The following is a 20,475-nucleotide window of genomic DNA, read 5'->3' on the forward strand; positions in this document are numbered from 1 at the left end:
TCTGCTTGCAAAAGCAGACACTAGCGCCCGCCCGCTCAGATTCCGCACATAATCACGCGAAAAACTTTTGCGACCAGACAGCGCGGAGACGGGCGGAGCAAAAGGCATGGCCTCAAAGCCCATGAAGCCTTCCGCCGGTTTTACGCCCGAATGCCGGGGTTCAGCGCCCGACACGCGCCCGGATGGCCGCATCATCCAGACGGTGCAGAAAGCGCACCCGCCAGAGATAGCAGCAGGCCCCGAAACTCAGCGCCGTGATATAGGCGATCCAGAAGCCCGCCGGGCCCAGGGCCGGGACAATCCAGTCCGTGCGGGCCAGAGCGAAGCCCAGGGGCAGCCCAATGAGCCAGTAGGCCACAAAGCAGATCACGCTGATGATCCGCGTGTCGTTGTAGCCGCGCAAAACGCCCAGCGCCACGGTTTGCAGGCCGTCCACCACCTGATAGCAGGCCGCGTAGAACAGCAGATGCGCGGCCAGGGCCGTGACCGCGGGATCGTCATTGTAAATCCGTACAATGCCGTAACGGAACGCAACCGTACAGACGGCGATGACCAGCGCGAACATGACGCTCAACCCCAGAGCCGTGCGCGCCGCCACGCGAGCCTGCCCCATTCTGGCCGCCCCCAGGCTGTGCCCCACCCGGATGGTTGCCGTCATGCCCAGCGCCAGGGGAAACATGAACATCAGAGTGCCGAAATTGGTGGCGACCTGATGCCCGGCCACGGCCACCGTGCCCAATGGGGCCAGCAGCAGGGCGGTCACGGCGAAGAGTGAGACCTCAAAAAAAAGCGCCAGGGCGCTGGGCAGGCCGATGCGCAGAACGCGCCATATCAGCGCAAGGTCAAAGCGCGGACGGCGAAAGGCCCGCCGGGAAAACAGGGGCGCATAGAGGGGGTGCAGGTCGCGGTACTGCGGGTCGCGCCGCAGATAGTAACACATGGCCAGGGCCATGAACCAGTAACAGAGAGCCGTGGCCACGCCGCAGCCCACCGCGCCCAGAGCGGGCAAGCCGAACTTGCCGTATATCAGCACATAGTTGCAGGGCACGTTGAAGGCCAGGCCCAGCATGCCGATGATCATGGCCGGGCGCGTGCGCGAAAAGCCCTCCAGAAAGCTGCGCTGATTGACAAAAAGCATGAAGCCCGGCAGGCCCCAGAGAATGGCCCGCAGATAGCCCCCCGCCAGGCGGGCCAGATTCGGCTCAAGGCCAAAGGCCTCCATGCGCCAGGAGATGGCGTAAAACAGGCTCATGAACAGTACGCTGATGCCGCAGGTCAGCCAGATGCCCTGGCGCAGCAGATGCGCCGCGCCGTGGCGGTCGCCCCCGCCCGCCATCTGGGCGGTCAGGGGCGGCAGGGCCAGCAGGCTGCCCAGCCCCAGCAGGGAAAGCGGCGCCCAGATGGAGCCGGCCACGGCCACGGCGGCCATATCTTCGGCGCTGGCCTGACCGGTCATGGCCGTGTCCGCGAAGTTCATGCCCACCTGGGAAAGCTGGGCAATAAAAATGGGCAGGCCAATGGCATAGAAGCGCCTGGCCTCTGTCCAGGAAAAAAATCGGGGCATGAATTTATCCTGTCGCATCATGCAGCCCCGGGCCGCATAATGAAAATCATTGCCAGAAAATCATGAGGCGCTTTCCAAAAACAGACCTTGCGGGGGAATGCGCAGACCTTCCAGGGCGGCGGCGCGGCCTGCCAATTGCTCTATGGCCGTCCGGCCGGCCTCGCCCAGATCAAGGCTGTACCTGGTGACAAAGGTTTCAATGTGGGCCCTGATGACGCTTTCCTCAAGTTCCTGGGCATGAGCGCGCACAAAGCTCTCAGAGGCCTGAGGATGGGTGCGGGCGTAAGTCAGGCTGGCGGCAATGGCCGCCTGCACGCCTCTGGCGGTTTCCAGAGGCACATCGCGGCGCACGGCAATGGCCCCCAGGGGCAGGGGCACATGAAACGCGCCTTCCCACCACTCTCCCAGATCCAGCAGTTTGGTCAGGCCCAGACGCTGGTAGGTGAAGCGCCCTTCGTGGATGATCACGCCCAGATCCGCGTCGCCGCGCGCCACGGCGGGCATGACGTCGCTGAAGAGCATCTCGCGACGCGGCCCCTGAAAGCCGCCGTGCAGAGTCAGAAGCAGATTGGCCGTGGTCAGCAGGCCGGGCACGGCCACCCGCGCCGTGGCCCAGGCATCGGGCGGCAGGGCCTCGCGGGCCACCACCAGCGGCCCGCAGCCCCAGCCCAGCGCCGCGCCCGAGGTCAGCAGGGCATAATCCTGCATAATTTGCGCGACCGCGCCCAGAGATATTTTGGTCACGTCCAGCTCTCCGCGCCGGGCCATGCCGTTGAGCTGCTCCACATCGGCCAGATGCGGCCGTAAGGCCACAGGCGCGGGCGTCAGGCCGTGCAGCAGGGCATGAAAAATATAGGTGTCGTTGGGGCAGGGCGAAAGCCCCAGAGAGAGAGACGCAGGCAAAGAAGCGGACATTTTTTCCCTCACGTTGACAGCGCACACCGGGCGGGCTTAGTCTTGACGGCGGTCATCCCGGCCGCCACCCCAGCGTACAGGAATGAGACATGTTTGACGCCCCATACTACGCCGCACTGGGCCTTTCGTCCATCCATGAAAAAGCGCTGTCCGGCCAGCGCCTGAGCTTTGACGACGGCCTTGCCCTGTTCAACTGCCCCGACATCACCGCCGTGGGCGCGCTTGCCCTGCACGCGCGCTGTCGCCTGCACGGCGACGCGGCCTTTTATGTGGTCAACCGGCAGGTCAACTACACGAATGTCTGCGTCAACGGCTGCACCTTCTGCGCCTTCCGCCGCGACGGGGATGACGAGCCGGGCGCTTTCCGCCTGAGCAAGGAAGACATCCTCGAACGCCTGCGCGCGGCTCGGCAAAGCTCTCCGCGCCTGGACGAACTGCATATCGTGGGCGGCTGTCACCCCGGGCTGCGTCTGGCCTGGTTTGAGGATGTGCTGCGCAGCGTGCGCGGGCTGTATCCCGACCTGCCGCTCAAGGCCTTCACGCCCGTGGAAATCGACCATTTCGCCAGGCTGGAGGGCATCAGCAGTCTGGAAGCGCTTCGGCGTCTCCAGGCCGCCGGCCTGGTGATGATGCCCGGCGGCGGCGCGGAGATTTTCGATGAAAAACTGCGTCGGCAAATCTGCCCGCACAAGGCCGACGCCGCGACCTGGCTGCGCATTTCCGGCGAGGCGCACTCTCTGGGCATCAAGACCAATTGCACCATGCTGTTCGGTCATCTGGAAGATTACGCGCAGCGCGTGGATCATCTCTGCCGGTTGCGCGAACAGCAGGACAAAAGCGGCGGCTTCACCTGCTTCATCCCGCTGCCGTTCCTTACCGAAAACAGCCGCCTCAAGCTGCCCGAAGAACGGCTCGGCCCCCAGAACGGCCTGGATCGGCTGCGCACCGTGGCCGTCTCCCGGCTGATGCTGGACAATATCCCGCATATCAAGGCCTACTGGATCATGCTGGGGCCCAAGCTGGCCCAGACCGCGCTCTGGTACGGGGCCGACGATTTGGACGGCACCATTGTGGAGGAACGCATCGGGCATATGGCCGGCGCCGCCTCCGCCCAGGGCATGACCATTCCGGAACTGGAAAACATGATCCGCCAGTCCGGCTTCAGGCCGGTGCGGCGCAACGCCGTTTTTGAAACCATGCCGCCGGACGCCCCCGGCGAGTGCAAACCCGCGGAGGCGCGCTCATGAATTTCGCACCGGCTCACAGCCCTTTTGAGGAAAGCGCCCCCCAATTCGCCGATGTGCGCGAGGCCGCCGCACTGGCCGCCGCCGGGCGGCGTCTGGACCGCGCCGCCGCCGAAACCCTCTACCGCAAGGCCAGCCTGCACACCCTGGCCTTCCTGGCTCATGCCATGCGCATGCGTCTGCACCCGGAACCCGTGGTGACCTATGTGGGCGACCGCAACATAAACTACTCCAACATTTGCGTCTGCGGCTGCCGCTTCTGCGCCTTTTTCCGCCCGCCGGACAGCAGCGAGGGCTACGTCATCAGCCGCGAGGAAATGGCCCGGAAGGTGGAGGAAACCCTGCGTCTGGGCGGCACCCAGATACTGCTTCAGGGCGGCCATCATCCAGACCTGCCCCTGGAATGGTACGAAGAGTTGCTGCGCTGGCTGCGTGAAACCTGGCCCGCCCTGCACATCCACGCCTTTTCTCCGCCGGAAATCTTCTTCTGGTCCGAAAAATTCGGCCTGCCCGTGCCCGAGGTGCTCCGCCGGCTCAAGGAGGCCGGCCTGCATTCACTGCCGGGCGGCGGCGCGGAAATTCTGCACAACGAGGTGCGGGCGCGGGTTTCGCCCAACAAATGCACGGCGGATCAGTGGCTGATGGTCATGGAAGAAGCCCACAAACTGGGCATGCGCACCACGGCAACCATGATGTTCGGGCATGAGGAGGCCCCCTCCCACCGTCTGGATCACCTTTTCGCCGTGCGCGCCGTGCAGGATCGCACCCGCGGCTTCACGGCCTTCATCCCCTGGACCTTCCAGCCCGCGCACACCCGCATTCACTGCGCGGCCCTGCCAGCGCCGGCCTATCTGCGGTTGCTGGCCGTCTCGCGCCTGGTGCTGGACAATGTGCCCAACATTCAATCCTCCTGGGTGACAATGGGACCGCAGGTGGCGCAACTGGCGCTCTTTTACGGGGCTAACGACTTCGGCTCTCTCATGATCGAAGAAAACGTGGTGGCCGCGGCGGGCGTCTCCTACCGTCTGAGCCGCAGGGAGATTCATAAAATCATTCGCGCTGCGGGCTTCACGCCCGTGCAGCGCACCATGAACTACACCCCCGTGCGGCCGCAGCCCGAAGCATGACGGGAGAACCATGATGAGCACCCCCGCCGTCCTGCGCATGGGCCGCATCAGCTATCTGAATGTGCTGCCCATTTATCATCCACTGGAAGCGGGCATCCTGCCGCACGACTTTGAGCTGGTTTCCGGGCCGCCTGCCCTGCTCAACGAAATGATGTCAAGAGGCGAGCTGCATGTTTCCTCCTGCTCCTGCTTTGAATACGCGCGACGTCCCGAACGCTATTATCTGGTGGAGGATCTTTCCATCGGTTCGCGCGGCCCGGTCATGAGCGTACTGCTGCTTTCGCGCCTGCCCGTGGAGCAGCTCGGCGGGCGCGAAATTCTGATCAGCGGCGAAAGCCATACCTCAGTCGCCCTGCTGCGTCTGCTTCTGCGAGACCGCTATCAGCTCGACGCGCGCTTTTCCACCGGCCCGGTCACGCCGGCCCTGCGCTCGAACACGCCGCCCACGGCCTTTCTGGCCATCGGCGATGAAGCCCTGCGGCTGCGCAATCACCCGGACTACCCCTACCGTCTGGATTTGGCCGAGGCATGGCGGGAATGGACGGGGCTGCCCTTCATTTTCGGGCTTTGGGTCGTCAGCCGGGATGCGGCGGAACAGGGCCTGTTCAACAGCGACCCCGGCACCCTGCTGCGCCAGGGACGGGACTGGGGCCTGGCCCACATGAACGTGATTCTGGATCTCACGGGCCTGGGCTGCCCGCTTTCGCGTGAAGAGCTGCGGGCCTACTACCGCGACGGCCTGGTGTACAGCCTGGGTGAAGAGGAATTGCGGGGGCTGAAGCTCTTCTACGAAAAACTGGCAAAGGCCGGCATGATCCCCGCCGCGCCGCCCCTGCGTTTTTTCCGTATGTGACAGCGGCCCCAAAGCATGACAGAAAGCCGGGAGCGCAAGCCCCCGGCTTTTGTCTGTATCGCGGCCCCTAGCGACCCGTGGGCAGGCCCCAAAATCCCACTTTTGACCAGCCTCACAGGCAAGGCGCTATTTCACCGCGTTCACAATAGCTCCGGCGCTGACCCGCCCCAGCGCCTTGCCGTCCACCACCACGGCGGGCAGCCTCTGGACGCCGTAATACCGGCAGAGCTGAACCGTCTGATACATATTCACATTGCCGGCATCATAACAGTATCTGGCCACAGCCAGTTCGTCCCTGGCCGGCACGGGCGGGCGCAACCTTGTCAGATAGCCGTAATGGATGGGAAAATCCGTGGCCTTGGCCGTGGCGTCATATTCATTGGTAAAGGGTTTCGCGCCGCCGGAACGCTTCTGCTCGGCCTTGACCGCGTTCCAGCGCTCCAGGGCGTAGCTCAGATAGGGCATGGCCTGGCCGGGCCGGGAATAGGAAATCCAGACGGCAAGGCCCAGCAGATCCGTTCCGTAGTTCTCCCGGCTGTTGCCGAAGACCGCAATTTTGCATTGGCGGGGCGAAAGGGAACGGCTGGCCTCAACCACAGCCTTCCAGACCTTTTCACTCTGGGGCGCGGCAAAATCAAGCAGAACCAGAATCTCACGGGGGGCTCTGGGGTCGCCGAACACCACGGGATAAATTTCCTCGCGCCAGTGACTCCGATACGCGGCCTCGCCTTCAATGCTCTGCTTGCGCGCGCCTAGCTTTCCAAGCATTTGCACGGCTTCCGCGGACATCAGCCGGGTATTGGGCAGGCTCTCGCGCAGATAGGGATTAAAGGCATTGGCCCCGCCGTCCGACACTGAAGAGGAGGCAGCGGGCACGCCCCGATCAACGGCATCGGCGCTTCCGCCGGTTCCGGCCGCGCCGCAGCCGGAGAGCAGCACCCCCAGCAATATTGTGGACACAAGAAGTCCGCGCATGATTCACCTCATTGTATGAAACAATTATGACGTCAACTCCGCCATCGCCCGCCCGGCCCCGCCGGGGAGGCGCTTCCGCGGTCTCAGGCAGAGCCCGCCTCAGGGTTCGCAACGTCAAAGGATATGGCCGCGGCCTCCAGATGGCGCAGCCATATCCCGGCAATGCCGGCGTATTCAGCCGTTCCCCTGAGCACGGGCACACAGTGGCGGCCAAGGGCTTCAATACGCGAGCGCCAGGAGCACGCCTGCTCCCCGGCCATGTCCCGCAACGCATGCCGCCCCACCACCGAAAGCAGGGGCATCAGCCAGACCCGCTCTGACGAAAGGCGCGGCAGAATATCCTCCAGCGTCACCGCGCCGTTCATGGCGCCCACATGCACACGCGCGTCCAGGCCGTTCACGGCCCGCGCCAGCTCTCCGTACCGGGCCACCGCCGCATGCCGGGCCCCGTGCCCCATGAGCACCACATCCTCATGAGGGCCGCGCTCCGGCGGCAAATGGCGGATGAGAGCCAGAGCCGCCTCGGCCACATCCTCCGGGCCGGCCAGCAGGGGCGCGCCCACATGGCAGACAAGGCCCTCCCGCGCGGCCACTTCAACGGCGGCGCAGACCTCGGCATGCTCGCGCCCCGGAATGGTCTGGAGAGGCTGCACCGCCACTTCGCCAAATTTTTCAAAACACAGGCGGCGCAATGCCTTGAGAACGGAGTCGCTTTTCTGCCGCGCCCTGGCCAGGCGCTCGCGCAGCAGCAGCGAGGTGTAGGCCCAGCGCACCGGCAAGCCCGGAAACCGCGCGCGCACACGGGCGTCAAAACTTTTCAGGGCGCTCTGGCCCTGAGGGCTGCTCGCGCCAAAAGCCACCAGAAGAATTGCGCGCTTCATACCGCAGTGTTGTACGTCACTTGCCCCGACGAGGCAAGGCGAGGCCGGCACGCGACTGAAAAGGCATACTTAACACACTTTATTTATTGACAAACTTACTTGAAAAAAGAATAAAAAGGATTCCATTGCCGGCGGCGGCCTTCTTTCAGACATTGACCCCGCTCCCCCAACGGGGCTACAGTGCCAGCAACATGGCGATCCGCCCGCTCCGGCATGCCGCAAGGCGCGCGGGCGGGAGAGGCCGGGGAGGTTCAGATGGCTAAGGCCTTGGTTCTGGGGGGCGTTACCGGGCTTTTGGGGCAGGCGCTCACACGCGTGCTTACGGAACGCGGCTGGCAGGTGGAAACGCTGAGCCGTACGGACGGCAATCTGCTGGAACTGTCTTTTCTTGAAAATCGCCTGGCCGGGGCGGACGCGGATGCGGTATTCAACGCCGTGGCCTGGACGCAGGTGGACGACGCCGAAGACCACCCTGAAGACGCCCTGCTGATCAACCGCACCCTGCCCGACGCCCTGGCCCGCGTGCTCAAGGCTCTGGGGCGGGGCCATCTGGTGCATTTCAGCACCGATTTTGTCTTTTCAGGCCCGCACCAGCGCCCCTGGCGCGAGGACGACGCCCCGAAGCCCGTCAGCGTTTACGGCCGCACCAAACTGGCCGGCGAGGAAGCCGTGCTTCGCGTGTTGCCGGAACGAAGCTGCGTGTTGCGCACTGCCTGGCTGTTCGGGCCGGGCCGCAAAAACTTTGTGGACGTCATTCTGGCGGCCTGCCGCAAGCGCGACGCCATCAGCGTGGTTCACGACCAGCTTGGTTCGCCCACCTACAGCCTTGACCTGGCCCAATGGAGCGCGGAGCTGGCTGAAAAAAACGCTACCGGCATCTGGCACGCCGTCAACAGCGGTCAGGCCAGCTGGTGTGAACTGGCCTGCGAAGCCATAGCCCTGACCTCCGGCCCCTGCCGGCTGGAGCCTATCCCCAGCTCTCAATGGCCCCAGAAGGCGCAGCGCCCGGCCTATTCCGTACTGGACAACAGCAGGCTCAGCGAATTTCTGGGCAAGAAGCCCCGCCCCTGGCCGCAGGCCCTGCGCGAATATCTGTTCAGCGAATACACGCCCGCCGCGCAGACCAACAAGGAAGGCGCGCAGTGAACCTCCGGCCCGCTTCTGGCAGATGCGCCGAGCGCGGACGGCATATCGCCGTCCGGCTGGCCGGGTTTGCGGGCGCGCTGTTCTGCCTGGTCTGGAGCCTGTGGCCCGCGCCCCTCGCGGCCCGCCCACAAAATTTGCAGCAACTGGCCGATATGACAAAAAAGCTGACGGAAACCAGCATCGGCTACGGGGCCATTCCCTCGCTTTACCGCCCGCGTTATGACCGCGTACAGGACGCGGATCTGAGCATGAGCCAGAACGAGGTGGTCTTTGTGGTCATGCTGCCGGGCGGCCCGCGCCTTTACCCGCAGCGCTTCATGGTCTGGCATCAGGTGGTCAACGAACTTATTGACGACATGGCCTACGCCGTCACCTACTGCCCCATCACCGGCACGCTGTCGGCCTACAACGCCTCCATGAACGGCCTGAACCTGATTTTTGATCTTGAGGGCCGCCTGTACGACGGCAACAGCGTGCTTGTTGACCGCAATTCCGGCAGCCTCTGGCTGCAGGAAACGGGCATGGCCTTTGACGGCCCCCTGCTCGGCCGGGGCATGCCCACCATTCCCGTCTTCTGGACCACCTGGGGCGCGGCGCGCCGGGTCTATCCAGACGCCCCCGTGCTGGCCCAGCCGCGCGGCAGCCGCCCCTACGGGCGAGACCCTTACGGCAGCTATCTCAAAAAAGGCACCTATTACGACAATGACACTCTGGTTTACCCCGTGCAGCACATGGATCGGCGGTTTCCGCGCAAGACCGTCATGCTCTGCCTGGAATACGGGGAATTTCTGCTGGCCATTGATGTCGCCTACGTCAAAAAGAAAGGCGCGGTGAATTTTTTTCTGGGCCCCTCGGCTCTTCTGGCCGTGCACGATCCCCGACTTGACGTGGTGCGCGTGTACAACCGTCAGCTCTGGGCCGAACCCTTTCTGTTCGTGAGCCAGTACGGACGTCTCACAGACCTCAATACGCGCAGCCTCTGGGACCCCGCCACGGGAGAAGCCCTGGAAGGCAACATGCGGGGCGCCTCCATGAAGCAGGCTTTCGGCGTCTACTCCATGTGGTTCGCCTGGTACAGCCTGAACCCGGAAACCTTTGTCATCCCCGGCCCCGGCGAAGTGTCGGCCGACCTGCTTTCACTCAATCCGCCCGGCGTGGACGGCCCCGCCGAAAACGAAAGCAAGGCGGCCTCCCCACCGGCCTCCGCCGCTCCGGCAAAGCCTGCGCCGGCTGCGCCCGGCGTCATGCCCGCATCGGGCCTGTAAACGCCGCCGGCCGCGACGCTCATGCCCGCTCTGACGCGCCCGCCATCCGGGCGCGTTCCCCCCGCCGCAAGCCCAGCAGCACCGCCGCGCCCCCGAGAAGCGGGCGGCGCGACGACACGCGCAGCCCCGCTCGGCAGGCAAGACCTTCAAGGCCGCCCCACGCCCAGAATGCAGCCAGGGCCGCCCCGCCGCGGCTGCCTGGCCAAAGCCCCGGCCAGCCCCGCAACAGGGCGCGCGCCAACAGACAGGCTGGCAGTTCCAGATTGCGCTCCGGCGGCCTGAAGTCCGCCGCCAGCACTTCCCGCCCCGCCCTGGCGGCCAGGCGCAACACGGTCATGCCCTCGTTTGGCGGCAGGCAAAACAGGGCGTATGCTAGGCGGATATGCGCCGCGCCCCCCGCTTGCGCGGTCTGCAGCCGCTCCCGAGCGGGATTGAGCGGCGCGTCCAGAGCCGCCGCCGGCCAGGGCACGCGCCGGGCCAAAAGCGCCCGCGGGAAAAAACGCGGCGCGAGCGACGCTTCAGGCACGCGCGGCGGCTCCGTCAAGCCGGGCCAGCAATGCCGCCCGCACGGGGCCGTACACCGTGTTTGGCGGCAGGCCCTCCAAAAGACGACGGGCATGGCCGTCCGCCACAAACTGGCGGCGGCTGGCCGCGAAGTGCATATCGAAAAACCAGGTATTCAGCAGCACACGAAAATCATTGACGCTGCGCAGATCGGCATAGGCCGCCACCCGCCCTTCCAGGGCCGCATCTAACACGGCCTGCCCCGCCAGGGTGGGGTCGTCCGGCAAATTCAGAACCACAGTGGGGCTGTACGGGCCGGAACCGGCCAGATGCTCGTCCATGACCCGCAGAATATCCAGCTTGTCCGCATCGCGCGTCACATGCGCGGCCAGTTCCGTTTCACGCGGCAAGCGGGCCGGCAGGGCGAAGCGGTTATGCAGCCCCACGGCGGCCAGGACAATTCCGCGCGTGGCGGCGTCCTCCCCCGCCAGGCGAGCCTCGCGCTTGAGAATTTTCACGCCCAGCAGACCATGATTGCAGGACTCGCGGTCGCGAAAAGTGTGGTAGCGCAAATACTGCTCGAAACGGGCCACATCGTGATACAGCGCGGCCAAAAGACAGGCCCGCGCCAGGGCGGGCGCGAACGGTTCGCTCTCCGTCATGCGCCGGGCATTGTCCAGCACGGCCATCGTGTGCCTGAGCTTCAGATCCAGGGGCGCGGGGTCGCCCTGCTCCCTGGCGCGTTCCCGCGCGGCATAGGCCGCGAACCATTCCACATGCCGGGCAATATCCAGATTCATGGTTCTGGATGTACGCCGGAGCGGCGCGCAAGGCAAGCCCGCGCGCATTGACCCGCCCCGAGAATATATTTAGTGTTTAGCATAGCATCGTAAATATGACGAGGAGAGGGCCATGCTCTACGCCCACAGCCTTCCGGATCAGGATGTTTCCCACTGGCAGAGCCTTGAAGCCCACCTGCGGGAGAGCGCCCGACGGGCCGAAGCATTCGGCGACGCGTTCGGCGCGGGCAAGTGGGCCGCGCTGGCCGCCCGGCTGCACGATCTGGGCAAGGCCTCGCCGCAATTCCAGGCCTATATCAGCGGCCGGCGCACAGGCCGCCGCATTGACCACTCCACCGCCGGAGCGCGCCTGCTTTTGCAGCGCTGGAAGCCCTGGGGCAAAGCGGGAGAGTGCAGCGCCCTCTGGCTGGCCTACTGCATAGCCGGGCATCATGGCGGCCTGCCGGACCTGGGGGAGGGCGTCTCTGACGCCGGCAGCCTGCGGGCCCGTCTGGCCCCGGAGCATGTCATCCCCGACTACAGCGCCGGGCTGGGCCTGGCGGCACTGGCCGACATCCCCCAGCCGGACGCCCTGCCCTTTCCTTTTCGCCTGTCCAGAGAACATGCCGCGTTCAGCGTCAGTTTTTTCGTGCGCATGCTCTTCTCCTGCCTCACAGACGCGGATTTTCTGGACACGGAACACTTTTACGCCCCGGAGAATTGCCGGCAGCGCGACCGCTGGCCTTCCCTGGATACGCTTCAGAGGCGCTTGCGGGATTTTTTGTCCGCCAAAGGCTTTCTGCGCGTGACGTCTGGCGACAGCCCCATCATAGCGGCCAGAAAAGAAATTCTCGGCCACTGCCTGAACGCGGCCGCGCTGCCGCCCGGCGCGTTCACCCTCACGGTGCCCACCGGCGGCGGCAAAACGCTCTCATCGCTGGCCTTCGCGCTGGAGCACGCCCGGCGGCATCAACTGGACAGAATCATTCTGGTGGCGCCCTACACCAGCATCATTGAACAGAATGCGCGGGTGCTGCGCGAAGCCCTCGGAGATGACGCCGTTCTTGAGCACCACAACAGTTATGTCCATCCCAGCGAACAGCCAGAGGCTCAGAACGGAGAAAGCGAAACCAGCCAGGGGCGGGCGGCGCTGCCCTTCAGGCTGGCCGCCGAAAACTGGGATGCGCCGGTCATCATCACCACGGCGGTGCAGTTCTTTGAATCCCTGTTTTCCAGCCGCCCCTCGCGCTGCCGCAAACTGCACCACATGGCCCGCAGCGTGGTTGTTCTGGACGAAGCGCAGATGCTGCCCGTTCCCTTGCTGGAACCTTCGGTGCTGGCGCTGCGGGAACTGACGGAGCATTATGGAACCAGCCTTGTGCTCTGCACCGCCACCCAGCCGGCCCTGCGCCGGGACGGCCCCCTGAAAAACGGCTTCGCACAGGACGGCCTGCGCGAACTGATCCCCGCTGAACGGCTGGAGACGCTTTTCAACATATTCACAGAGCAGCGGCGCATCCAAGTTTCCCAGCCGGGCAAACTCAGCAATGACGAACTGGCCCGCCGTCTGCTGCGGGAGCATCAGGCGCTCTGCATCGTCAACAGCCGCGCCCAGGCCCGCTCGGCGTATGAAACTCTGGGAAGCGACGAGGCCCACTTTCATCTGAGCGCGCGCATGACCCCGCGCCATCGCCTGCTTGTGCTGGATGCCGTGCGCCAACGCCTGCGCCGGGGGCTGCCCTGTCGGGTCATCAGCACCTCCCTCATTGAGTGCGGGGTGGATATCAGCTTTCCCTGCGTCTACCGGGCCCAATGCGGGCTGGATTCCGCGGCGCAGGCCGCGGGCCGCTGCAACCGTTCGGGCGAACTACCCGCCGGCAGCCTGCATATTTACACGCCGGAGCAGCCCCTTTCCCCCGCACAGTCTGATCTTTATCTGCGCGCCTGCTTTTTCAGCCAGATAGCGGAAAAACATGCGGACATTTTCGCCCCGGCGGCGGTGGAAGCCTATTTCAAAGCGCTTTACGGCTTCACCGATCTGGACAGGGAGGGCCTGCTGGCAGGGCTGCGCAAAAAAAATCCCGCCGCTCCTTACGCCTTTGACTTCCGGCAGATGGACGCCCGCTACCGTTTCATCACGGACGGCACGGAGCCGGTGATCATCGCGCACGGCTCGCAGGACGGCGGCGATCTGGCGGAAAAAAGCCATGCCCTTGTCCGCCGTCTGGAAGAGGAATGCCCGCCCAGCCGCCTGACCCTGCGCCTGCTGCAGGGGTACAGCGTGCAGATTTATCCGCATGAACTGCAAAAGCTGCGCGCGGCCGGCAATGTGGAAACCCTGCACGGCTGTTTCGACGTGCTGCGCAACGGCGCGGGCTATGACCCGAAGCTGGGCCTGCTGGTGGACGATCCCACCCGCCAGTCTCCGGAGGATTGCCTGTTTTAGCTTTATTGTCTTTGCTCATTAATTGAAAAAACTTATTGCTTTAATATGTAGTCCGCGCTATTACTCGACCTGAGAGGGGCATGGCAAAAACTCCCTCAGACTGGATGTGGCCTGCGCGCAGGCCGCATCCACAGCAAAGGAGGGATACAGGAGCGCGCCACCTTGGTCGGCGCATACGCATGCGCCGTGGATTGAAATAATTATTGGGCTTAGACAGCGGCCGCCCGCGCTTCCGCCGCGCGGGCATTTCCGAAACGGACGACGCCGGAACCGGCATGTTCAGGAGGTTCGCATGGCCTATGGCACAGCACTGCACGTCTGGGGTGAATATGCCTTATTCACACGACCGGAAACAAAATCTGAACGCATGTCTTATGAAGTTATAACCCCATCAGCGGCGCGCGGCATTCTTGAAGCGCTGCACTGGAAGCCGGCCATACGCTGGGTAATTGACAAACTGCATATTCTGAATCCCATCCGCTTTGATTCCATACGCCGTAACGAGCTGGACTGCAAGGGTTCGGCGAAGAATGCGGCCCAGGCCATGAAACATGCGACACCGCTGCACATCCGCGTGGAGGATGCGCGGCAGCAGCGGGCCTCGCTGGTGCTGCGCAAGGTGGCCTATGTAATCGAGGCCCACTTTGAACTGACGGACAAGGCCGGGCCGGGCGATAACGCGGGAAAACATCTGGACATTTTCACCCGCCGGGCCAGAGCAGGGCAATGCTTTCATCGCCCCTGCCTGGGCTGCCGGGAGTTTCCCGCCCATTTCGCATTGCCGGAAGACAGCCTGCCGCCATCCCAACTGGCCCACGACGCGCCCCGCGATCTGGGCTGGATGCTCTATGATCTGGATTTCGCCCACGGCATGCGGCCCATCTTTTACCGGCCCCGCCTGGAAGGCGGCGTCATCGACGTGGCGGACTGCCTGCGCCGGTCCAAGGAGGCGCGCGCATGATTCTGAGCGAACTGACGGCCTTTTACCAGCGCATGCTGAAAGAACCGAATGTGGAGTTGCCCCCGCCCGGCTACAGCCGGGAACTGATCGGTTTTGTTCTGGTGCTGACGCGCCAGGGCGTTCTGCGCCGTATTCTGCCCCGCCTGGACGACAAGGGCAAGGCCCGGCCCCTGCTGGTTCCCGCGCCGCGCAAGCAGTCCGGTTCCGGCATCAGCCCCAATCTCTTCTGGGACAACACCGGCTATCTGCTGGGCGTGGACGGCAAGGACAAGCCAGAACGCAGCGCCAAAACATTCGCCGCTTTCCGGCAAGCCCACGCAGCGCTGGCCCGCGACACGGGCAACGCCCGGCTTGAGGCTGTGGCCGCCTTTCTGGAAGCCTGGCGGCCCGAAATGTTTGCGGATCAGGAAGTCGGCCCGCTTATTCTGGACAAAAACGGCGTCTTTCAGATTGAAGGCGATCAGGGCTTTCTGCACGAGCAGCCTGACATCCGCCACATCTGGGAGGAGCAACGCCGCGCCGGGGAGCAAGAGCCGAGCGGCATCTGTCTGGCGACGGGAAAAACCGCGCCCATCGCCCGCACCCATCCGCCTGTCAAGGGCGTCAGCGGGGCCAATCCCACCGGCGCGGCCCTGGTGTCCTTCAACTGCGACGCCTTTGAATCCTACGGGAAAAGCCAGAGCTTCAACGCGCCGGTGAGCAGAGAGGCCGCCGAAGCCTATACCTCGGCCCTGAACTTTCTGCTGCGAAAGGAGAGCGGTCACTGTCTGCGCCTGGGCTCCACCAGCCTTGTTTTCTGGACCGAGCAGCCCGGCCCGGCGGAAAAAGTCTTTCTCTCCTTCCTGTCTTATGAGGATGGCGAAGCCCTGCCATGCGACGCGGGAACGGCTGAAGACCGGGAGTTGCTGGGCAGGACGCGCGCCGTCCTGCGCGCCGCGCGTGACGGGAAAAAACCGGCGGACGCTGATCTGGCGGCCCTGCGCGCGGCGGAAACGCGTTTCTTTCTGCTGGGCCTGAAGCCCAATCAGGCCCGCTTGGGCGTCAGCCTGTGGCAAATCTCCTCATTGGGGCAACTGCTGGAAAACCTCGGCCGCCATTACCACGACCTGGCGCTTGCGCCACAGTATGCCAATGACCCTCCATTGCCGCCGCTCTGGATGCTGCTGCGCGAGCTGGCCCCGCAGGGCAAAACGGATAATATTCCGGCAGATCTGGGCGAAGCCCTGTCCCGCGCCGTGCTTTCAGGCGGTCGCTACCCTGAAAATCTGCTGGCCGTTGTCGTGCAGCGCATCCGTGCGGACAAAGATATTTCCTATTTGCGCGCGGCGCTGCTCAAGGCATTTTTGCTGCGCAACCACCCTTCACAAGGAGTGCGAACCATGACTCTTGACGACAACCGCAAAGATCGCCCCTATCTGCTGGGCAGGCTTTTCGCCCTGCTGGAAAAAACGCAAAACGACGCCGTGGGCTCCGTGGGGGCCTCCATCAAGGATCGCTACATCGGCGCCGCATCCGCCACGCCGCTTCTGGTCTTTCCGCAACTTTTGCGCCTGGCTCAGCATCATATCAGCAAGGCGGACTACGGCAACTATGATGAAGACAAAATAGCCGACGTCATGCGGCACATTAACGCCTTTCCTCCCCATCTGAGCTTGCAGGAGCAAGGGGATTTCTTCATCGGCTATTACCATCAGCGCGTCGCCAATTATCAGAAAAAGGAAAAGGAGTAAGCCATGTCCGCTCTTGCCAACCGTTATGAATTTGTTCTGCTGTTTGATGTGGAAAACGGCAACCCCAACGGCGACCCGGACGCGGGCAACCTGCCCCGCCTTGATCCGGAAACCGGCCGCGGCCTGGTTACGGATGTCTGCCTGAAGCGCAAGATTCGCAATTATGTGGAGCTGGCGCACAACGGCGCGGAAGGATGCAAGATTTATATTCAGGAAAAAGCCGTGCTCAACCAGCGCCATGAACTGGCCTACAAGGCCTGCGGCCTGGAACCGGACAAAAAAGACAAGCGCCTGCCCAAAAAAGCGGAGGACGCCGCCCGCATCACGGCCTGGATGTGCGCCAATTTTTACGATGTGCGCGCCTTCGGGGCCGTCATGAGTACAGAAATCAACTGCGGCCAGGTGCGCGGCCCTGTCCAGTTGGCCTTTGCCCGCAGCGTGGAACCCATTGTGCCGCAGGAGGTCAGCATTACCCGCATGGCCGTCACCAATGAGAAAGACCTGGAAAAAGAACGCACTATGGGCCGCAAAGCCATCGTACCCTACGGTCTCTATCGGGCCGAGGGCTATATATCCGCGCCCTTTGCGGAAAAAACCGGATTCAGCGAAGAAGACCTTGACCTGCTGTGGGAATCGCTGATCAACATGTTCGAGCATGATCATTCCGCGGCGCGCGGCAAGATGAGCGCGCGGAAACTGATTGTCTTCAAACATGCCAACCGCCTGGGCAGCATGCCCGCGCACGCCCTGTTCGAGCGCGTCACCGTGGCGCGCAAGGACGCCGGGGCCGGCCCGGCCAGAGCCTTCAGCGACTATGACGTTCAGGTGCGGCGCGACGGCCTGGAATCCGTTGAAATTCAGGAAAAACTGTAAACCGAAGAGTTCTGTGCATGGATGAAGCGGACCTTGTGCCCCTTTCCGCATTGCAGCACTATGCCTATTGCCCCCGGCAGTGCGCGCTGATTCACCTGGAGCAGATCTGGGAGGAAAACAGCCATACAGCCGAGGGGCGGCTCATGCACGAGCACGCCCACAGTGGAGAGAGCACAGCGCGCGGCCAGGTTCGTCTTGTGACGAACCTGCCGTTGCGCTCTCTTCGTCTGGGCGTCAGCGGCAAGGCGGACGTGGTGGAATTCAGGCTTTGCGACGGCGCATGGCTGCCCTATCCCGTGGAGTACAAGAAAGGATCGCCGCACGGGCATGCCGAGGCCGACGCCGTACAGGTCTGCGCGCAGGCCATCTGCCTTGAGGAAATGCTCGGAACATCCATCCCCGAAGCGGCGATATTTTACGGGGCCCAGCGGCGCAGAAGCGTTGTGCCGCTTACAGAAGACCTGCGTCGAAAAAGCGCGGACATCGCTCTGGCCGTGCACCAGCTTTTCCGCAGCGGCAAAACGCCGTTGCCGGAAAAACGGGGCCATTGCGCGGCCTGCTCTCTTCAAAACGCCTGCATGCCCGCTGTGGTGGAAAAATCCGCGCGGGCCTCGCGCTACCTTGAAACGCTGTGGAGCGAACCATGAAGCGCCACCTGAACACGCTTTTTGTAACCACGCAAAACACATGGCTGTCCAAGGACGGCGAATGCGTCAGCCTGCGCGCGGAAGGCCGGGAACTGGGCAAGGTTCCCATCCATACCATCGGCTCTCTGGTTTGCTTCGGACAGGTCAGTTGCAGCTCCTTTCTGCTCGGGCATTGCGCCCGGAACGGCGTGACCGTATCCTGGCTTACGGAAAACGGACGCTTCATGGCCGCCATGCACGGCCCCACCACAGGCAATGTGCTGTTGCGGCGCGAACAGTACCGCAGAACGGACAGCGCGGAAGGGGCGCTCCCTTTGGCCCGCGCCTTTATCACCGGCAAGATTGTCAATTGCCGCACGGTATTGCGGCGGACGGCCAGAGAACATCCTGAAGAGCATGCCGACGGCGGGCTGGCCCGGGCCTGTGAAAGTCTTACATCCTGTCTGCAGCGCCTGCCCCGGGCGCGGTCGCTTGATGCGCTTCGCGGTCTGGAGGGAGAGGCGGCCGGAACATACTTCAGCGTCTTTGACCGCCTCATCTCCGCCAGGGCCAAAGGCATACGCTTCACCGGCCGCAGCCGCCGCCCGCCGCTGGATGAAATCAACTGCCTGCTCTCTTTCTTGTACACATTGCTGGCGGCGGACCTGCGCGGCGCCATTGAAAGCGTCGGACTTGACCCCGCCGTGGGCTTTCTGCATCGGGACAGACCGGGCAGGCCGAGTCTGGCCCTGGATATGATGGAGGAGTTCCGCCCCGTCCTGGCGGACAGGCTGGCGCTGACGCTGGTCAACCGGGGGCAGATCGGGGCGAAGGATTTTGAGCAAACCGCGTCCGGGGCGGTTCTTTTGAAGGAAAAAGCCCGCAAGGAAGTGCTTGTGGCCTACCAGGAACGCAAGCGTGAAGAAATGCTGCATCCTTTCCTGAATGAGCGCATGACCACGGGCCTGCTCTGGCATATGCAGGCCCGCCTGCTGGCTCGCCATATCCGGGGCGAGATGGATGCCTACCCGCCCTTTGTCATCAGGTAACGCATGCTTGTCCTGGTGAGTTACGACGTTAATACGGAAGACGCGGCAGGACGGCGACGCCTGCGGCGCATTGCCCGGCATTGCCAGAGCTGGGGGCAGCGCGTGCAGTTCTCTGTTTTTGAATGCGTTGTGGACCCGGCGCAGTGGAAGCACCTGCGCGCGGCGCTGCTCAGTGAAATGGATCGTGAAAAGGACAGCCTGCGCTTTTACTTTCTCGGCAGTTCCTGGCGAAGCAAAGTAGAGCACTGGGGCGCCAAACCAGGCTATGACCCTGAAGGCCCGCTGATTTTCTGAAGCGGGCGCCTCTAGCTGGCGGCTTTTTGCGGGGATATCCGCGCAGTATTAATATCCTGAAATATCAGATGATAATTATATCAACACAAAAAATAGGGAGATTCGGACGCGCCAAAAGCCCTGTTCCCGCAATAGCCCCCGTAAAATATTTACGCGCGCAGGCTGCGGCCTGCCACAGTCGCCTCCCGCGCGGAGGCGTGGATTGAAACAAAATCGTTGGCGTCCTCGAGGGTCTCGACGTCATGTCGCCTCCCGCGCGGAGGCGTGGATTGAAACGTGTACGCTGCCCAATCCACGCGTTGATACGCCAAGCTGTCGCCTCCCGCGCGGAGGCGTGGATTGAAACCTGCTCCACGCAAGTATGCCTCAGCGTCGGCCAGTAGTCGCCTCCCGCGCGGAGGCGTGGATTGAAACTTCTATTCGGTGCTGTATAATGGTCTCGTGGATTTGTCGCCTCCCGCGCGGAGGCGTGGATTGAAACCATAAGAGCCGCCGCTCCTGGTGTAACATGAACGTCGCCTCCCGCGCGGAGGCGTGGATTGAAACACACCAGTACGTATGACTGCTGTTACACCAGCACCGCGTCGCCTCCCGCGCGGAGGCGTGGATTGAAACTTGCTATATGTGTACACATAATCATCCCACAAGTTGTCGCCTCCCGCGCGGAGGCGTGGATTGAAACTTGCTATATGTGTACACATAATCATCCCACAAGTTGTCGCCTCCCGCGCGGAGGCGTGGATTGAAACAAGGCTGATCTGTGGGAATCAACTGATCACATCGTCGCCTCCCGCGCGGAGGCGTGGATTGAAACCATACCGACTGGCCCATTGCAGTGTCGTACAAAACGTCGCCTCCCGCGCGGAGGCGTGGATTGAAACAATTGTAGGGTATTTTGCATAGTTTGCCAAACAAAGTCGCCTCCCGCGCGGAGGCGTGGATTGAAACGCCCCTGACCGTGAAACGAGCCGTGCAATGGGCTGTCGCCTCCCGCGCGGAGGCGTGGATTGAAACCATAAGAGCCGCCGCTCCTGGTGTAACATTAACGAGTCGCCTCCCGCGCGGAGGCGTGGATTGAAACACTCTGTGGAATGCGCCTGCTTCGTAAGCTGTAGTCGCCTCCCGCGCGGAGGCGTGGATTGAAACTTAGAGGTATCGTATTGGTCCTTAAAGATGGGGACATGTCGCCTCCCGCGCGGAGGCGTGGATTGAAACTGTAATTGCATAATGGCAAGGAGTACGG

The 20,475-nt window shown here is 63.4% G+C and carries 18 protein-coding genes and 1 CRISPR repeat array (1 of these 19 only partly in view); of the genes, 12 read left to right on the forward strand and 6 right to left on the reverse strand.

Going from position 1 to position 20,475, the window contains the following annotated elements; genetic code table 11:
- Window positions 1-160: 160 nt before the first annotated feature.
- Window positions 161-1,564, reverse strand: coding sequence for an MATE family efflux transporter (locus tag ACQRA4_RS03840; RefSeq protein WP_427821767.1), 1,404 nt, complete (start codon window positions 1,562-1,564; stop codon window positions 161-163).
- 60 nt (window positions 1,565-1,624) lie between these two features.
- Window positions 1,625-2,479 carry a 1,4-dihydroxy-6-naphthoate synthase gene (locus ACQRA4_RS03845; RefSeq protein WP_427821768.1) on the reverse strand — a complete coding sequence of 285 codons (855 nt, stop codon included), beginning with the start codon at window positions 2,477-2,479 and terminating at the stop codon, window positions 1,625-1,627.
- A gap of 89 nt (window positions 2,480-2,568) precedes the next feature.
- On the opposite strand from ACQRA4_RS03845, the gene mqnE reads away from it, so the two are divergent.
- The 3 genes from mqnE to ACQRA4_RS03860 are packed head-to-tail and all read left to right on the forward strand — an operon-like array spanning window position 2,569 to window position 5,703.
- Complete coding sequence (gene mqnE, locus ACQRA4_RS03850; protein ID WP_427821769.1) at window positions 2,569-3,726, forward strand: aminofutalosine synthase MqnE; 1,158 nt, start codon at window positions 2,569-2,571, stop codon at window positions 3,724-3,726.
- Window positions 3,723-4,850, forward strand: coding sequence for a cyclic dehypoxanthinyl futalosine synthase (gene mqnC / locus ACQRA4_RS03855; RefSeq protein WP_427821770.1), 1,128 nt, complete (start codon window positions 3,723-3,725; stop codon window positions 4,848-4,850). The genes mqnE and mqnC overlap by 4 nt, the downstream gene beginning before the upstream one ends.
- Before the next feature lie 13 nt (window positions 4,851-4,863).
- Window positions 4,864-5,703, forward strand: a complete 840-nt coding sequence (locus ACQRA4_RS03860) for a menaquinone biosynthetic enzyme MqnA/MqnD family protein (protein WP_427821898.1) — start codon at window positions 4,864-4,866, stop codon at window positions 5,701-5,703.
- Between the two features lie 126 nt (window positions 5,704-5,829).
- On the opposite strand, the gene ACQRA4_RS03865 is transcribed toward ACQRA4_RS03860, so the two are convergent.
- The gene (locus tag ACQRA4_RS03865) at window positions 5,830-6,678 is read right to left on the reverse strand and encodes a hypothetical protein (protein ID WP_427821771.1); all 849 of its coding nucleotides are present in this window, start codon (window positions 6,676-6,678) and stop codon (window positions 5,830-5,832) included.
- An 83-nt stretch (window positions 6,679-6,761) separates the two neighbouring features.
- On the reverse strand, window positions 6,762-7,559 hold the full coding sequence (locus tag ACQRA4_RS03870; protein WP_427821772.1) for a sirohydrochlorin cobaltochelatase: 798 nt from the start codon (window positions 7,557-7,559) through the stop codon (window positions 6,762-6,764).
- Window positions 7,560-7,814: 255 nt separating this feature from the next.
- On the opposite strand from ACQRA4_RS03870, the gene rfbD reads away from it, so the two are divergent.
- Window positions 7,815-8,705: a dTDP-4-dehydrorhamnose reductase gene (rfbD, locus tag ACQRA4_RS03875; protein WP_427821773.1), complete on the forward strand. Its 891-nt coding sequence runs from the start codon at window positions 7,815-7,817 to the stop codon at window positions 8,703-8,705.
- On the forward strand, window positions 8,702-9,970 hold the full coding sequence (locus ACQRA4_RS03880) for a DUF3179 domain-containing protein (protein WP_427821774.1): 1,269 nt from the start codon (window positions 8,702-8,704) through the stop codon (window positions 9,968-9,970). The genes rfbD and ACQRA4_RS03880 overlap by 4 nt, the downstream gene beginning before the upstream one ends.
- A gap of 19 nt (window positions 9,971-9,989) precedes the next feature.
- Here the strand turns inward: ACQRA4_RS03880 and ACQRA4_RS03885 are convergent, their stop codons facing one another.
- Window positions 9,990-10,496 (reverse strand): hypothetical protein, encoded by a 507-nt coding sequence (locus tag ACQRA4_RS03885; protein ID WP_427821775.1) that lies wholly within the window; start codon window positions 10,494-10,496, stop codon window positions 9,990-9,992.
- On the reverse strand, window positions 10,489-11,274 hold the full coding sequence (locus ACQRA4_RS03890) for an HD domain-containing protein (RefSeq protein WP_427821776.1): 786 nt from the start codon (window positions 11,272-11,274) through the stop codon (window positions 10,489-10,491). The genes ACQRA4_RS03885 and ACQRA4_RS03890 overlap by 8 nt, the downstream gene beginning before the upstream one ends.
- Window positions 11,275-11,386: 112 nt before the next feature.
- Between ACQRA4_RS03890 and ACQRA4_RS03895 the strand changes: the two genes are divergently transcribed.
- The 7 genes from ACQRA4_RS03895 (at window position 11,387) to cas2 (ending at window position 19,232) form a co-directional block, all read left to right on the forward strand.
- The gene (locus tag ACQRA4_RS03895; RefSeq protein WP_427821777.1) at window positions 11,387-13,699 is read left to right on the forward strand and encodes a CRISPR-associated endonuclease Cas3''; all 2,313 of its coding nucleotides are present in this window, start codon (window positions 11,387-11,389) and stop codon (window positions 13,697-13,699) included.
- 292 nt (window positions 13,700-13,991) lie between these two features.
- Entirely contained in the window at window positions 13,992-14,660 is a 669-nt protein-coding gene (gene cas5c / locus ACQRA4_RS03900) for a type I-C CRISPR-associated protein Cas5c (protein WP_427821778.1), read from the forward strand.
- Window positions 14,657-16,390: a type I-C CRISPR-associated protein Cas8c/Csd1 gene (cas8c, locus tag ACQRA4_RS03905; protein WP_427821779.1), complete on the forward strand. Its 1,734-nt coding sequence runs from the start codon at window positions 14,657-14,659 to the stop codon at window positions 16,388-16,390. The genes cas5c and cas8c overlap by 4 nt, the downstream gene beginning before the upstream one ends.
- 3 nt (window positions 16,391-16,393) lie before the next feature.
- Window positions 16,394-17,263, forward strand: a complete 870-nt coding sequence (gene cas7c / locus ACQRA4_RS03910) for a type I-C CRISPR-associated protein Cas7/Csd2 (RefSeq protein ID WP_427821780.1) — start codon at window positions 16,394-16,396, stop codon at window positions 17,261-17,263.
- Between the two features lie 17 nt (window positions 17,264-17,280).
- Window positions 17,281-17,910, forward strand: a complete 630-nt coding sequence (cas4, locus tag ACQRA4_RS03915; protein WP_427821781.1) for a CRISPR-associated protein Cas4 — start codon at window positions 17,281-17,283, stop codon at window positions 17,908-17,910.
- Window positions 17,907-18,938: a type I-C CRISPR-associated endonuclease Cas1c gene (cas1c, locus tag ACQRA4_RS03920; RefSeq protein ID WP_427821782.1), complete on the forward strand. Its 1,032-nt coding sequence runs from the start codon at window positions 17,907-17,909 to the stop codon at window positions 18,936-18,938. Before cas4 ends, cas1c begins: the two co-directional genes overlap by 4 nt.
- A gap of 3 nt (window positions 18,939-18,941) precedes the next feature.
- On the forward strand, window positions 18,942-19,232 hold the full coding sequence (gene cas2 / locus ACQRA4_RS03925) for a CRISPR-associated endonuclease Cas2 (protein WP_427821783.1): 291 nt from the start codon (window positions 18,942-18,944) through the stop codon (window positions 19,230-19,232).
- A gap of 177 nt (window positions 19,233-19,409) precedes the next feature.
- Window positions 19,410-20,475: direct repeats of the CRISPR family, unit length 32 nt; unit sequence GTCGCCTCCCGCGCGGAGGCGTGGATTGAAAC; it runs 4,386 nt beyond the window's last position.

This window comes from Desulfovibrio sp. SGI.169 (assembly GCF_050313595.1).
In the GTDB taxonomy this organism is placed as follows: domain Bacteria; phylum Desulfobacterota; class Desulfovibrionia; order Desulfovibrionales; family Desulfovibrionaceae; genus Desulfovibrio.